The organism is Nonomuraea roseola, from assembly GCF_039535395.1.
In the GTDB taxonomy this organism is placed as follows: domain Bacteria; phylum Actinomycetota; class Actinomycetes; order Streptosporangiales; family Streptosporangiaceae; genus Nonomuraea; species Nonomuraea roseola.
The window spans coordinates 269,203-283,548 of sequence record NZ_BAAAXC010000013.1; the positions used below are offsets into that span (position 1 = coordinate 269,203).

Genomic DNA, 14,346 nt, shown 5'->3' on the forward strand with positions numbered 1-14,346 from the left:
TCTTGTTGCACACCCTCTTCCGCGGCGGCCGCGTCTTCACCGCCACCGGGTCCTTCGCCGAAGCCGTCCTGGTCCGCGACGGCGTGATCGTCGCCGTCGGCTCCGAGTCCGACCTTGTACGGCAGGCGCCCGCCCACGAGACGGTCGACCTCGAGGGCGGCCTGCTCATGCCGGGCGTGACCGACGCGCACATCCACCCGGTCCAGGCCGGCCTCGAGCACGCCAAGTGCGACCTGTCCGAGATCTACGGACTCGACGAGTACCTGGCGGCCATCAGGACCTACGCCGACGGCTGCGACAAGGAGTGGATCGACGGCGGCGGCTGGGACATGTCGGCCTTCCCCGGCGGCCTTCCCCACCGCAGCCGGCTGGACTTCCTCGACAGGCCCGCCTACCTGATCCAGCGCGACCACCACGCCGCCTGGGTCAACACCAGGGCTCTGGAGCGGGCGGGGATCACCCGCGACACCCCCGACCCCGCCGACGGCAGGATCGAGCGCGACGCCGACGGCAGCCCGAGCGGCGTGCTCCACGAGGGCGCCATGGACCTGGTCGGCCTGCTCACCCCCCGCCCGACCACCGACGACATGGACACGGCGCTCGTCACGGCGCAGCGGCACCTGTTCTCGCTGGGCATCACCGGCTGGCAGGACGCCATCGTCGGCTCCTACGCGGGCTCCGACGACCAGCTGCCCACCTACATCTCCGCGGCCGGCGCAGGGCGGCTGAAGGCCCGCGTGGTCGGCGCGCTGTGGTGGGACCGCACGCGGGGCGCCGACCAGATCGCCTCGCTCATCGAGCGCAGGGCGATGGCCGAGGGGCTCGACCGGTTCAGCGCCGGCTCCGTCAAGATCATGCAGGACGGGATCACCGAGAACTTCACCGCCGCGGTGCTGGAGCCGTACTGCCTGTGCGGCGGCACGGGGCTGTCCTACATCGACCCCTGCAAGCTGCGCGAGTACGTGGCCGAACTCGACGCGAACGGTTTCCAGGTGCACTTCCACGCCATCGGCGAGCGGGCCGTGCGCGAGGCGCTGGACAGCTTCGAGGGCACCTCACCCGACAACCGCCACCACATCGCGCACCTGCAGATCATCGAGCCTTCCGACGTGCGCCGCTTCGCCGCCCTCGGCGTGACGGCCAACCTGCAGCCGCTGTGGGCCACCCACCACGCCCAGATGGACGAGCTCACGCTGCCCTACCTGGGCGAGGAGCGCTCGGCCTGGCAGTACCCCTTCGCCGACCTCGAAAGGAGCGGGGCAAGGTTCTGCGCGGGCAGCGACTGGCCCGTCTCCAACGCCGACCCGATCCAGGGGATGCACGTGGCGGTCAACAGGACCGAGCCGGGCGGCTCGGTCCACGCGGGCTACCCGACCGCGGGGACCCCGTTCCTGCCGGGGCAGCGGCTCAGCCTGGCCACCGCGATGACCGCCTACACCGCGGGCTCGGCCTGGATCAACCGCTCCCCCGCCGGTGTGATCGAGCAGGGCCGCCCCGCCGACCTGGTCGTCCTCGACAGGGACCCCTTCGGGCTGCCCGAGGCCGAGATCTGGACCGCGAAGGTGCGACTGACCTTCGTGGACGGCGAGGCGGTCTATCAGCGTTAGCCGCAGTTGCCCCAGCTGGAGCGACCGCCGCTGGCCCTGGTGCCGGAGGAGTTCTCGATCCAGGCGTTGTACTTCACGCAGGCTCCGCGCGCGTCGCCGTAGACGGGGCCCGCGTAGTACTTGATCCTCTCGTAGATGCCATAGCCGCTGCCGCCCTGCACGGTGAACCCGACGTAGGCCTCGGTGTAGGTGCCGACGTAGGCGCTCTTGATCACAGTGGCGCAGTTCTTGCCGGTGCTGCTGTTGTAAGTCAGGTAGACGGTGCCCCAGTTGCTGCCGCTGGAGGTCTTGACCGCGGCCTGGGCGACGACGTTGTACCCGCTGCCACAGTTGGCGTCCGCGTGGGCGGCGGCGGGGACGGCGAGTACGGCCGCGGCCGAGACAGTGGCGGCGGCGATGGACAGCGTTCTCTTCAGCACGGAGTTCCCTCTTGTAGACGACCGTTGATCGCGATCATCATGCCGTGCAATTGCGGACATGCCAATATCAACTTCCGACAAGGTCCCTAACTCACCGCAGCCGCGGCGTCCAGGGAAACGCGAAGACCCCGGCCATCCATCGGCCGGGGTCTTCGCGGTGAAAGCCCTACCAGGGGGACTTGTTGGCGCGCAGGCGCTCGAGAGCCTCCTCGAGGATGGCCTTGCCGTCCTTGTCGCTCCTGCGCTCCTTCACGTACGCCAGGTGCGTCTTGTACGGCTCGTTCCTCGGAGGGGCCGGAGGCGCAGCCTCATCCTGGCCGGCAGGAAGGCCGCAGCGGGGGCAGTCCCATGTCTCGGGGACCGCCGCGTCGCTGGCGAAGCTGGGGCGCGTCTCATGCATGTTGGCGCACCAGAACGAGACCCGCACTCTCGGAGCTGCCTCGCCGCGCTCGGCCTCCCCCATCGGGCCGGCGCCGACTCGGCTGCCACGGATCGCGTTGCCACTACCCACGGATGAACTCCTCGCTCGATCGCCCCGCGTGCGGCGGGGGGAGAATCACTGTCACGCGTTGACGTGCTGTCAGGGCTTGAGCAGCAGGCCAAGGGCGATGATGCAGACAAACCATACGATGCCGGTGATGATGGTCAGGCGGTCGAGGTTGCGCTCGACCACCGAGGAACCGCCGAAGTTCGACGAGAAGCCACCACCGAACATGTCGGACAGACCTCCGCCCTTACCCTTGTGGAGCAGGACGAGCAGGATCATCAGCAAGCTCGCCAGGATGAGGGCGATGGAGATTCCGATAGTCACCGTAGACCTGTTCTTTCAATGCTCTGTTCGCGTGACGATTCAAACTTGCTTCTCGAGGGTACGACCTGCTGTCAAGTCGCACCCTCCGAACGCTGCAGTTAGGCCGACATTTCGCCGAAACGGCAGATCTTCACGTACTCCCCCGCATCGATGCTGGCGCCCCCTACGAGAGCACCGTCGATGTCGGGCTGAGCCATGATCCCGGCGATGTTGTCAGACTTGACCGAGCCTCCGTAAAGGATACGGATGCCCGCGGCCACTTCGGACGTGTAGAGCTCGGCGAGTCGTGCTCGCAACGCGCTGCACACCTCCTGTGCGTCCTGCGGGGTGGCCACCTCACCGGTGCCGATCGCCCAGACCGGTTCGTAGGCCACCACTATCGATTTTGCCTGCTCCTCGGAGATTTCGCGCAGTCCGCCATCGAGTTGTGACACACAGTGGGCCACCTGGCCGCCTGCCTGCCGTACCGGCAGGTCCTCGCCCACGCACAGGATGGGCGTGAGCGAGTGGCGGTAGGCCGCCCGCACCTTGGCGTTGACGACCTCGTCGTCCTCGTGGTGGTACTGCCGTCGCTCCGAGTGGCCGATCGTCACGAAAGTGCAACCCAGCTTGGCCAGCATCGCGCCCGAGATCTCGCCGGTGTAGGCCCCCGCGTCCTGCCTGGACAGGTCCTGCCCGCCGTAGACGATGCGCAGCTTGTCGCCGTCGACCAGGGTCTGCACGCTGCGCAGGTCGGTGAACGGCGGCAGCACCGCGACCTCGACCTTGTCGAAGTCCTTGTCGTTCAGCGCGAAGGCCAGCTTCTGGACCAGCGCGATGGCCTCGAGGTGGTTGAGGTTCATCTTCCAGTTGCCGGCGATGAGCGGCTTGCGCACGTCAGTCCTCCAGAGCGGCCAGGCCGGGCAGGGTCTTGCCTTCGAGGTACTCGAGGCTGGCCCCACCACCGGTGGAAATATGGGAGAAGCCGTCCTCGGGCAGACCGAGCTTGCGCACGGCTGCCGCCGAGTCGCCGCCGCCCACCACGGTGAAGGCCTCAGAAGCGATCAACGCCTCGGCCACCGCGCGAGTTCCGCCGGCGAACGCGTCGAACTCGAACACGCCCATCGGGCCGTTCCAGAAGATCGTGCGGGCGTCGGCGAGCTTGCTCGCGAACAGCTCGCGCGTCTTCGGGCCGATGTCGAGCCCCTGCCGGTCGGCCGGGATCGCGGTGGCCTCGACCACCTCGTGCCCGGCGTCCTCGGCGAAGTGGGTGGCCGCCAGCACGTCGACGGGCAGGACGAGGTCGACGCCGCGCTTGGCCGCCTCGTCGAGGAAGCCGCGCACCTGGTCGAGCTGGTCCTCCTGGAGCAGCGACTGGCCGACCTCGTGGCCCTGGGCCTTGAGGAAGGTGTAGGCCATGCCGCCGCCGATGAGCAGCCTGTCGACCCTGGAGAGCAGGTTGGCGATGACGCCGAGCTTGTCGGAGACCTTCGCGCCGCCAAGCACGACCACGTAGGGCCGCTCGAGTTCGTCGGTGAGCTTCTTCAGCACGCCGACCTCGGCCACGACCAGCCCGCCCGCCGCGTGCGGCAGGATCTGCGGCACGTCGTAGACGCTGGCGTGCTTGCGGTGGACCGCGCCGAAGCCGTCGCCGACGTAGAGGTCGGCGAGGCCCGCCAGCTTCTCGGCGAAGGCCCTGCGGGTGGCGTCGTCCTTGGACCCCTCGCCGGGCTCGTAGCGCAGGTTCTCCAGCAGCACGACCTGGCCGTCGTGCAGGGCGTTGGTCTCGCTCAGCGCGGACTCGCCCACCACGTCGGCGGCGAAGGCGACGTCCTGTCCGAGCAGCTCGCCCAGACGCTCGGCGACCGGCCTGAGCGTGTACTTGGGGTTGGGCTCGCCCTTGGGCCTGCCCAGGTGGGCGCAGACGATGACCTTCGCGCCCCTGGCGACCAGGGTCTGGATGGTGGGCACCGACGCGCGGATGCGGCCGTCGTCGGTGATCACCCCGTCTTCGATGGGCACGTTGAGGTCGGCGCGCACCAGCACGCGCCGGCCCGTCACCTCGAGATCGTCAAGACGACGCACTGTTCTCCTTCGCCGAGCTTCGCTCGGAACGGTCCGCCGGAATGGATGCCCCGCTTCGCTGCGGATCCGTCACAGGTCGCGACCCACCAGCTCGATGAGGTCGACGAGGCGGTTGGAGTAGCCCCACTCGTTGTCGTACCAGCCGATGACCTTGACCTGGTTGCCGATGACCTTGGTCAGTCCCGCGTCGAAGATGCAGGAGGCCGGGTCGGTGACGATGTCGCTGGAGACGATCTCGTCCTCGGTGTAGGTGAGGTAGCCCTTGAGCGGGCCCTCGGCGGCGGCCTTGTATGCGGCCTTGACCTCGTCGACGGTGACGTCGCGCTTGACCTCGACGGTGAGGTCGGTGGCCGAGCCGGTGGGGATCGGCACGCGCATCGCGAAGCCGTCGAGCTTGCCCTTCAGCTCCGGCAGCACCAGGCCGATCGCCTTGGCCGCGCCGGTCGAGGTCGGCACCACGTTGAGCGCGGCGGCTCGGGCCCTGCGCAGGTCGCCGTGCGGGCCGTCCTGCAGGTTCTGGTCCTGCGTGTAGGCGTGGATCGTGGTCATCAGACCCTTCTCGATGCCGAAGGAGTCGTTGAGCACCTTCGCCAGCGGAGCCAGGCAGTTGGTCGTGCACGAAGCGTTGGAGATGACCGTGTGGTTGGCGGGGTCGTAGGTGTCGTCGTTGACACCCATGACGATGGTGACGTCCTCGTTCTTCGCGGGAGCGGAGATGATGACCTTCTTGGCGCCGTTGTCGGCGTGCACCTTGGCCTTGGTGGCGTCGGTGAAGAACCCGGTCGACTCGACCACCACGTCGACGCCCAGGTCGCCCCAGGGCAGCTTGGCGGGGTCACGCTCGGCGAAGGCCTTGATGGTCTTGCCGTCGACCACAATCTCGTCTGCCGTGGCCTTCACCTCGTACGGCAGGCGTCCCAGGATGCTGTCGTACTTCAGCAGATGGGCGAGCGTCGCGTTGTCGGTCAGATCGTTGACCGCGACGATCTCGATGTCCTTGCCGCTGGCGGCGACCGCGCGCCAGAAGTTGCGGCCGATGCGACCGAAGCCGTTGACGCCTACGCGGATGCTCACGGAACCGTCTCCTCGTACGTGAATGGCGGGCTGAAACCTCAACCACGAACCCTATCGGACCCAAATTGGTTTAGACCACGCGAGGTCCCACCCTGTTTTTCCTGGATCAACACACGCTGTTTGTCCTAGTCGAGTAAAGTGCCCGACTCGTCACTGTCAACACGCCTATTTCCCGAGGACCTCATATATGACCCAGCAGAAATCAGGACTGGTACCGGGCATTCTCATGGGCCTGGCGGCCATGCTCGTCGGAGCGGCCGTGTACGGGGCCGTGATCGGCATCACCGAGTACGAGCTCGGTCTCGCCGCCATCCTGATCGGTGTGCTGGTCGGCCTGGGCATGATGGCCGTCAAGCCGTCCAGCCCCGTCCTGCCGCCGCTCGCCGCACTGTTCGCGTTGGTGGGCACGGCGCTCGGCACCGCCGTCGGCGGCGCCGTTCTCGCCGTCAAGTACGCGAAGGCCGAGGGCGCCGAGCTGGGCTACCTCGACGCGTTCAGCACGGTCACCGGCATGATGCCGGACCTGCTCGGCGAGGACCCCAAGACGCTGCTGTTCTGGGCGATCAGCGCCTTCGCCGGCTACTCGTTCGTCAGCAAGCGCGTCAAGGCCGCCAGGCAGGCGCAGCCCGAGCCGGTGGAGCCGGTCCCCGCTCCGCAGCAGCAGCCCGAGGGCAGCCTGTTCACGCCGAAGAACCCGCAGGGCTGAGCACGACCCGCGGGCGCCGTCGCACGCGCGTGGCGCCCGCGCCCGCTCACTGAGCCAGCATGTCCACCGTCAGGTTCGCCTCGGTGTTGGGGATGCCCAGGTCGGAGGCGCGCTTGTCGGCCATCGCCAGCAGGCGCCTGATGCGGCCCGCGATCGCGTCCTTGGTCAGCGGCGGGTCGGCGATCTGCCCCAGCTCCTCCAGCGACGCCTGCTTGTGCTCCACCCGCAGCCGCCCCGCGATGACCAGGTGGTCGGGTGCGTCGTCGCCCAGGATCTCCAGCGCCCGCTGCACCCTGGCCCCCCGCGGCGACCGCCGCCCTGGCCGAGCGGCGCAGGTTGGCGTCGTCGAAGTTGGCGAGCCTGTTGGCAGTGGCCCGCACCTCCCTGCGCATCCGCCGCTCCTCCCACGCCAGCACGCTGTCGTGGGCGCCCAGCCTGGTCAGCAGCGCGCTGATGGCGTCGCCGTCGCGCACCACCACCCTGTCGACGCCGCGCACCTCGCGCGCCTTGGCGTGGATCTTGAGCCGCCGCGCCGATCCGACCAGCGCCAGCGCCGCCTCGGGACCAGGGCAGGTCACCTCCAGCGACATCGAACGGCCGGGCTCGGTCAGCGAGCCGTGGGCAAGGAACGCCCCACGCCAGGCCGCCTCCGCGTCGCAGGAGGCCCCCGCCACCACCTGACGCGGCAACCCCCTGACCGGGCGGCCGTGGTTGTCGATCAGCCCGGTCTGGCGGGCGAGCGCCTCGCCGTCGCGGTAGACGCGCACGACGTAGCGCGATCCCTTGCGCAGCCCCGCGGGGGCCAGCACCAGCACCTCGGCCTTGTGACCGAAGACCTCGCCAATGTCCTTGATCAGCCGGCGGGCGGTGGCGTTGGTGTCGAGCTCAGCCTCGATCACGATGCGCCCGCCCACCAGGTGCAGGCCGCTGGCGAAGCGCAGCAGCGTCGACACCTCCGCCTTGCGGCAGCAGGGCTTGAGCACCGGCAGTCGGCTCAGCTCGTCCTTCACCACACCTGTCATTGCCATAAGCGTTAGTCCTCCCCCATACAGACCGGCTCCCAAGAAGTCTCTCGCACCTTCGAGCGGCGCCGACCAGGATCAACGCTTCTGGAGGAAAATCTCGTCCAGGACGGAGGCAAGACGTCGTGGGTCGTGCCTCGGCGAGCCGTCCTCGGCCGCCACACAGGCCGTGATCACCTGGCCGCCCAGCGCGGCCGCCGACTTCTCCAGCGCGTCGAGATCGTCCACCACTCCGGTGTCGGCGAGCACCACGTCGACGGTGAGGTCGGGCGCGTGCTGCCTGAGCACCTCGAGGTGCTGCTGCGGCGAGAAGTCGTCGGTCTCGCCGGGCTGCGGCGCGAGGTTGAGCGTCACCAGGCGCCTGGCCTTGGTCAGATGCAGCGCCTCGGCCAGCTCGGGCACCTTCAGGTGCGGCAGCACGCTGGTGAACCACGAGCCGGGCCCGAACACCACCCAGTCGGCGTCGAGCACCGCCCGCACCGCCTCCTGGCTGGCCGGAGGGTTCTCGGGAACCAGGGAGATCGCCTGGACCCTGCCGGGGGTCAGCGCGCACGCCACCTGGCCGCGCACCGTCGAGATCACCCCGTCGAGCTCCACCCTGGCGACGATGTCGAGCGGAACCGAGGCCATCGGCAGCACCCTGCCCCTGGCGCCGAGCAGCCGCCCCACCCAGTCGAGACCGGCCACGGGGTCGCCGAGCAGCTCCCACAACGCCACGATCAGCAGGTTGCCGACGGCGTGGCCGTGCAGGTCGCCCTCGCTCCTGAACCGGTGCTGGACCACCTCGCTCCAGGTGATGCCCCACTCGTCGTCGCCGCACAGCGCGGCCAGCGCCATGCGCAGGTCGCCTGGTGGAAGCACGCCGAGCTCGCGCCTCAGCCTGCCGCTGGAGCCTCCGTCGTCGGCGACGGTCACCACGGCGGTCAGCTCGTCGGTCACGTTCCGCAGGGCCGACAGCGAGGCGTAGAGCCCATGCCCACCGCCGAGCGCCACCACCTTGGGCTTCCGGCCCGTCCGCGCCGCGGACGCCACCGGCAGGAGACCGTCATCCGGGCTTCCCATGGGTGTCGCCGCCCGCCGCCCTCCCCCGGGACCACCCAGTACGGGACCATCCGGCAGGAGACCGCCATCCGGGCTTCCCACGGACGTCACCGCCCGCCGCCCTCCCCCGGAACCACCCTGGGTGGGACCATCGGCGATCGTCGGGTCACCCGTGGCAGGGGAGGTCCCCATCGAGGGGCCGCCCTGTCCGGTGGGGGCACCGGTCTCGTCTGCTGAGCCGCCTACGCCCTCGCGCCCATCCGTCACTCCCGACCCACATCCCGGTGACTCACCTGGACCTCCATCCCGCGGTCACGCAACCGCCCGCCGAGCTGCTCGGCCATCGCCACGCTGCGGTGCTTGCCGCCCGTGCAGCCGACCGCCAGCGTCGCATAGCTCTTGCCCTCGCGTGCGTACCCGGTCGCGACGATCTTGAAAGCCTCCTCGTAGGCGTCGAGGAACTCCTTCGCGCCGGGCTGTCCGAGGACGTAGTCGCGCACGGGGCTGTCGAGGCCGTTCATCGGCCGCAGCTCGGGCACCCAGTGCGGGTTGGGCAGGAACCTGCAGTCGACCACCAGGTCGGCGTCGACGGGCAGGCCGTACTTGAAGCCGAAGGAGACCACGTTGACCCGCAGCCCCGGCCTGTTGTCGCCGCCGAAGTAGGCGACGATCTTGTTGCGCAGCTCGTGGACGTTGTGCGCGGAGGTGTCTATCACCAGGTCGGCGTTGGCGCGCACCTCGCGCAGGATGCCGCGCTCACGAGCGATGCCGTCGACCAGGCGCCCGTCGCCCTGCAGCGGATGGGGCCTGCGGACGTTCTCGAACCTGCGCACCAGCTCCTCGTCGCTGGCCTCGAGGAACACCACGCGGACGCGGACGCCGCGCCCCTCGAGCTCCTCGATCGCGGCGTTGAGATCGGTGGTGAAGGCCAGGCTGCGCACATCGACCACGGCGGCCACCTTGTCGGCGGCCAGCTTGACCCTGCCCGCCTCCTCGGCCATGGCGAACAACAGCCCGGGCGGAAGGTTGTCGATGACGAACCAGCCGAGGTCCTCCAGCGCCTTGGCCGCTGTGCTGCGCCCGGCTCCTGACATGCCGGTCACGATGACGAACGCGGTTCCGGCGCGTCCTTGATCCTCTGGGCTGCTCATAACCTCACTACTCCTGGGCAAGCCTCGACACGATCACCTCTGCGGTCGCGCGGCCGATGCCGGGAACCTCGCAGATCTCGGCCACACCGGCCTCGCGTAGCCGCTTCACGGAGCCGAAATGTTTCAGCAGCGCCTGCCTGCGCGCCGGACCGAGGCCAGGCACGCCGTCGAGCGCGCTCTCCTTCACCGTCTTGGACCGCTTGGAACGATGGTAGGCGATCGCGAAGCGATGTGCCTCGTCGCGGACGCGTTGCAGCAGGTAGAGGCCTTCACTCGACCGCGGCATGATGACCGGCTGGTCGTCGCCCGGCAGCCAGACCTCCTCCAGGCGCTTGGCCAGGCCGCACACCGCGACGTCGTCGACGCCGAGCTCGTCGAGCGCGCGCTGGGCCGCCGCCGCCTGCGGGCCCGCGCCGTCGACCACGACCAGGTTGGGCGGATAGGCGAACTTGCGCGGCCTGCCGGTCTCCGGGTCGATCGGCCCGTGCACGTCGTCCTCGGCGGCGAGCTCGCCCGTCGCCGACTTCTCCTCCAGGTAGCGCTTGAACCTCCGGGTGATCACCTCGTGGATCGAGGCGACGTCACCCTCCTTCGTCCGTACGGCGAAGCGCCGGTACTCGCTCTTGCGCGCCAGCCCGTCCTCGAACACCACCATCGAGGCCACCACGTTCTCGCCCTGAAGGTGGGAGACGTCGTAGCACTCGATGCGCAGCGGCACCTGGTCGAGGTCGAGCGCGTCGGCGATCTCCTGCAGCGCCTTGCTGCGCGTCGTCAGGTCGCTGGCTCTGCGGATCTTGTGCTGGGCCAGGGACTCCTTGGCGTTGCGCTCGACGGTCTCCATCAGCGACTTCTTGTCGCCGCGCTGCGGCACCCGAAGCTCCACGCGCGCGCCACGCTGCTCGGAGAGCAGCTCGGTGACGGCCTCGGCGTCGGGCGGCATCGCCGCGACGAGCACCTCCCTGGGGATCTCGCCCTCGGAGTAGATCTGCAGCAGGAAGTGCTCGACCAGATCGCCCGGCGTGGTCTCCTCGACCTTGTCGACCACCCAGCCGCGCTGGCCCCTGATGCGCCCGCCGCGCACGTAGAAGACCTGGATCGCGGCCTCGAGCGGATCCTCCGCCAGGGCCACCACGTCGGCGTCGGTGGCGTCGCCGAGCACGACGGCCTGCTTCTCCAGCGCCCGCTGCAGGGCCTGGACGTCGTCGCGGATCCTGGCGGCCCTTTCGTACTCCTGCTGACCGGCCGCCTCGCGCATGTCCTGCTCGAGGCGCCTGATGAAACGCCCGGTGTTGCCCGCCATGAAGTCGCAGAAGTCTTCGGCCAGGTCGCGGTGTTCCTCGGGGGTGACCCTGCCCACGCACGGCGCCGAGCACTTGTCGATGTAGCCGAGCAGGCACGGCCTGCCGATCTGGCCCGCCCTCTTGAACACCCCTGCCGAGCAGGTGCGTACGGGAAAGACGCGCAGCAGCAGGTCGACGGTCTCGCGGATGGCCCAGGCGTGGGAGTAGGGCCCGAAGTAGCGGGTGCCCTTCTTCTTGGCCCCGCGCAGGACCTGCACGCGGGGGAACTCCTCGCCCATTGTGACCGCGAGGTAGGGATAGGACTTGTCGTCGCGGTACTTGACGTTGAAGCGCGGATCGAACTCCTTGATCCAGGAGTATTCGAGCTGGAGCGCCTCGACCTCGGTGCCGACGACGGTCCAGTCGACGCTCGCCGCGGTGGTGAGCATGGTCTGCGTGCGCGGGTGCAGCCCCGCGAAGTCGGCGAAGTAGGAGTTGAGCCGCTGACGCAGGCTCTTCGCCTTGCCCACGTAGATCACCCGGGCGTTGGCGTCACGGAATCGGTAGACCCCTGGAGAGTCGGGGATCGACCCGGGCTTGGGCCGGAAACTCAAGGTGCTCGCCACATCCAAAAGCCTATAGGTCGCCACCGACAACCAAGCTCGCCCCGCGGCACGGCAAAGAGTCGCGAGGATCCACGACACGGTCCACCCGGCGGGCGAGTCGACCACGTTGACGGTGAAGGTGCCCCAGGGGAAGACAGTGTCGCGGCTGCTGGGCCGGCAGGCCGCTTGATCGTCGCCGTGCTCGCGGCAGCCGCCGATGCTCTGCGCCACTGGCGTGCGTGTGGTTCCGGCGCTTCGATCAGCGCGGGCCGGCGGCGTGCTCGTGGGCGGATGTCGTCGTCGCCGCCGGCATCCAGCGCTTCGCCTACTTCCGACTGCTCGACCGCCTCCGCAGGGGCGAGGCCACGCTCGAGGTACTGCGGGCCTCCCAGGATCTGTACGACAACCACTTCCTCGACAGCCCCGCCTGGACACGCGACCGCCAGGCGTCCTGATCCCGGACCCTCGCCGAAGGAGATCATCATGCCGCCAAGATGCCGTCCCGGACCACCGTCGACACCGTTCTCGCCGCCCTGGGCAGCTTCTTCATCATCTACATCGGAGCGAGCCATCTGCTGGCCCCCAGTCCACCGCGCCCGATTTCGGCCTGCCGAGCTGGCCGCGGGGCGAGGGCGCGGGATTCCTTGCCGTCAAAGGAGTCCGCGACGTAGTGTCCGGCCTGGTGATCCTCGCGGTCCTCGCCACAGGGAACCGCCGCGTCCTGGGCTGGGTCATGCTGGCCACGGCGCTCACCCCGATCGGCGGCATGCTCATCGTGCTGTTCTCCAGCGGAGTACCCGCAACCGCCTTCGGCGTACATGGCGCCACCGCCGCGGCAGTCATACTCGCCGGCGGTCTCCTGCTGAGCGATTCGCGAACCCACTCCCCGCAACCCGTTAGCTGACAACGGGCCACCAAGGGCCGGCGCGCCGCCGGACATCACGGTCGTGGAGCCGGCGACCTGAACCCCGCCATGGCTCAGCGGTCTGGGCCCGCCTCGGCGAGACGGCCGGCGAGGAAGGCGCGCTCGGCGTCGTTGCCCGCCAGTGAGAGCGCCCTTTCGTAGGCCACGGCGGCGTCGGCCTCGCGGCCCAGCCTGCGGAGCAGGTCCGCCTTGATCGCAGGCAGATAGCGATAGGCGGCCAGGCGCTCGTCCTGCTCGAGCGCCTCGATCTCGGCCAGCGCGCTCGCCGGCCCTGCGACCATCGCGACCGCCACGGCCCTGTTGAGCGCCACCACCGGGGACGGCCACACCTGCAACAGCCGGTCGTAGAGCAGCAGGATCTGCGGCCAGTCGGTGTCGTCGTACGTCGGCGCGCTCGCGTGCAGCGCCGCGATGGCGGCCTGCAGGGCGAACCGGCCGGGGTCGCCGCCGTCAAGCGCCCCCAGGACCAGCTCGTGCGCCTGCGCGATGGCCTCCTGGTCCCATGCCGAACGGTCCTGGCCGGCCAGTGGCAGCAGGCGGCCGTCCCCGGCCGTGCGGGTGGCCCTGCGGGCGTGGTTGGCCAGGAGCAGGGCGAGCAGTCCTCGCACCTCGCGCTCGCCTGGCATCAGGCCGTGGAGCATCCGCGCCAGCTCGAGCGCGCGCCCCTCGAGGTCGGTCCTGGTCAGCGAGGGACCCTCCGGCGCGGTGTGTCCCGTGGTGAAGAGCAGGTGGATCGTGGTGAGAACCGCGTCGAGCCGCTCCGGCAGCTCGTCGGCCGCGGGCATGCTGAAGGGGATGCGAGCAGCCGCGATCTTCTTCTTCGCCCGCGTGATCCTGGCCGCCATGGTCGGCTCGGAGACCAGGAACGCCCTGGCGACGTGCGCGGTCGGCACGCCGCAGACCAGCCGCAGGGTGAGGGCGACCTGCGCCTCGGTGGCCAGGGCGGGGTGGCAGCACAGGAAGACCAGTCGCAGCCGGTCGTCGTGGACCTGCGGGCCTGCCGCGGCGTCCTGACCCGTCACCGCCTCGGGCTCCACCAGCAGGTGGAGCTTCGAGCGCAACGTCCTGGCCCTGCGCATGGCGTCCAGCGCGTTGTGCCTGGCCGCGACGGTCAGCCAGGCGCCCGGCCTGTCCGGCACGCCGTCGCGTGTCCAGGCGTCGAGCGCGGCCGCGTACGCGTCCTGCACGCACTCCTCGGCCAGGTCGAGGTCGCGGGTGACGCGCACCGTCGCGGCGAGCACCGCGGCCCACTCGCGACGGTGCACCTCGGCCAGCACCTGCTGAAGAGAGGTCACTGCTCGAGCAGCGGCCGCACCTCGACGGCGCCATCCATGATCGGCAGCAGCCTGCCGATGGCGATCGCCGCTTCGAGATCCGTGGTCTCGACCACGAAGAACCCGGCGATCACCTCCTTGCTCTCGATGAAGGGGCCGTCAGTGACCAGGCCGCCCTTGTGGATCGTCCTGGCGGCGGCGCCGGGCTGCAGCGCCCGTTCGTAGACGACCTTCGCCCCCATCTCGGCGATCTTCTCTCCCGCCCGCAGGTTGGCCTCCATGACCTCGGGCGGGATGTCGGCCACGCCTCCGGGGGTCTCCTTCTCGTAGATCAGAATCGCGTACTGCGGCATGGCCCCTCCTTGCC

General features: G+C 69.6%; 15 protein-coding genes and 1 pseudogene. 4 read left to right on the top strand and 12 right to left on the bottom strand.

Annotation, left to right across the window (positions count from 1 at the left end; genetic code table 11):
* Positions 1–5: 5 nt before the first annotated feature.
* The gene (locus ABFX55_RS17945) at positions 6–1,607 is read left to right on the top strand and encodes an amidohydrolase (RefSeq protein ID WP_346122435.1); all 1,602 of its coding nucleotides are present in this window, start codon (positions 6–8) and stop codon (positions 1,605–1,607) included.
* Here ABFX55_RS17945 and ABFX55_RS17950 read toward each other — a convergent pair.
* From ABFX55_RS17950 to gap, 6 genes are all read right to left on the bottom strand, one after another.
* Positions 1,604–2,026 (bottom strand): spore-associated protein A, encoded by a 423-nt coding sequence (locus ABFX55_RS17950; RefSeq protein ID WP_346122437.1) that lies wholly within the window; start codon positions 2,024–2,026, stop codon positions 1,604–1,606. The two genes, ABFX55_RS17945 and ABFX55_RS17950, sit on opposite strands and share 4 nt — an antisense overlap.
* Before the next feature lie 166 nt (positions 2,027–2,192).
* Complete coding sequence (locus ABFX55_RS17955; protein WP_183661989.1) at positions 2,193–2,537, bottom strand: RNA polymerase-binding protein RbpA; 345 nt, start codon at positions 2,535–2,537, stop codon at positions 2,193–2,195.
* Positions 2,538–2,606: 69 nt separating this feature from the next.
* Positions 2,607–2,837: a preprotein translocase subunit SecG gene (gene secG / locus ABFX55_RS17960; protein WP_183661991.1), complete on the bottom strand. Its 231-nt coding sequence runs from the start codon at positions 2,835–2,837 to the stop codon at positions 2,607–2,609.
* A 98-nt stretch (positions 2,838–2,935) separates the two neighbouring features.
* A complete protein-coding gene (tpiA, locus tag ABFX55_RS17965; protein ID WP_346122439.1) occupies positions 2,936–3,712 on the bottom strand; it encodes a triose-phosphate isomerase in 777 nt (258 codons plus the stop codon).
* Between the two features lies 1 nt (position 3,713).
* Positions 3,714–4,901 (bottom strand): phosphoglycerate kinase, encoded by a 1,188-nt coding sequence (locus ABFX55_RS17970; protein WP_346122441.1) that lies wholly within the window; start codon positions 4,899–4,901, stop codon positions 3,714–3,716.
* A 69-nt stretch (positions 4,902–4,970) separates the two neighbouring features.
* Positions 4,971–5,975 (bottom strand): type I glyceraldehyde-3-phosphate dehydrogenase, encoded by a 1,005-nt coding sequence (gap, locus tag ABFX55_RS17975; RefSeq protein WP_346122443.1) that lies wholly within the window; start codon positions 5,973–5,975, stop codon positions 4,971–4,973.
* Between the two features lie 187 nt (positions 5,976–6,162).
* Here gap and ABFX55_RS17980 point away from each other — a divergent pair, with 187 nt between their 5' ends.
* A complete protein-coding gene (locus ABFX55_RS17980; protein WP_346122445.1) occupies positions 6,163–6,681 on the top strand; it encodes a hypothetical protein in 519 nt (172 codons plus the stop codon).
* 46 nt (positions 6,682–6,727) lie between these two features.
* On the opposite strand, the pseudogene whiA reads toward ABFX55_RS17980, so the two are convergent.
* From whiA to uvrC, 4 genes and pseudogenes are all read right to left on the bottom strand, one after another.
* Positions 6,728–7,709, bottom strand: a pseudogene (whiA, locus tag ABFX55_RS17985) (DNA-binding protein WhiA).
* A 72-nt stretch (positions 7,710–7,781) separates the two neighbouring features.
* Positions 7,782–8,765 carry a gluconeogenesis factor YvcK family protein gene (locus ABFX55_RS17990; protein WP_346122446.1) on the bottom strand — a complete coding sequence of 328 codons (984 nt, stop codon included), beginning with the start codon at positions 8,763–8,765 and terminating at the stop codon, positions 7,782–7,784.
* 242 nt (positions 8,766–9,007) lie between these two features.
* Complete coding sequence (gene rapZ, locus ABFX55_RS17995; protein ID WP_346122448.1) at positions 9,008–9,895, bottom strand: RNase adapter RapZ; 888 nt, start codon at positions 9,893–9,895, stop codon at positions 9,008–9,010.
* Positions 9,896–9,902: 7 nt separating this feature from the next.
* Positions 9,903–11,807 (bottom strand): excinuclease ABC subunit UvrC, encoded by a 1,905-nt coding sequence (gene uvrC / locus ABFX55_RS18000; protein WP_346122528.1) that lies wholly within the window; start codon positions 11,805–11,807, stop codon positions 9,903–9,905.
* 212 nt (positions 11,808–12,019) lie between these two features.
* Here uvrC and ABFX55_RS18005 point away from each other — a divergent pair, with 212 nt between their 5' ends.
* Positions 12,020–12,235, top strand: a complete 216-nt coding sequence (locus ABFX55_RS18005; RefSeq protein ID WP_346122538.1) for a hypothetical protein — start codon at positions 12,020–12,022, stop codon at positions 12,233–12,235.
* The gene (locus ABFX55_RS18010) at positions 12,235–12,684 is read left to right on the top strand and encodes a DUF4267 domain-containing protein (protein WP_346122530.1); all 450 of its coding nucleotides are present in this window, start codon (positions 12,235–12,237) and stop codon (positions 12,682–12,684) included. The genes ABFX55_RS18005 and ABFX55_RS18010 overlap by 1 nt, the downstream gene beginning before the upstream one ends.
* A gap of 74 nt (positions 12,685–12,758) precedes the next feature.
* On the opposite strand, the gene ABFX55_RS18015 is transcribed toward ABFX55_RS18010, so the two are convergent.
* The gene (locus ABFX55_RS18015) at positions 12,759–14,000 is read right to left on the bottom strand and encodes an RNA polymerase sigma factor (RefSeq protein ID WP_346122449.1); all 1,242 of its coding nucleotides are present in this window, start codon (positions 13,998–14,000) and stop codon (positions 12,759–12,761) included.
* Complete coding sequence (locus ABFX55_RS18020; protein WP_346122451.1) at positions 13,997–14,332, bottom strand: YciI family protein; 336 nt, start codon at positions 14,330–14,332, stop codon at positions 13,997–13,999. The genes ABFX55_RS18015 and ABFX55_RS18020 overlap by 4 nt, the downstream gene beginning before the upstream one ends.
* Between the last annotated feature and the right edge of the window lie 14 nt (positions 14,333–14,346).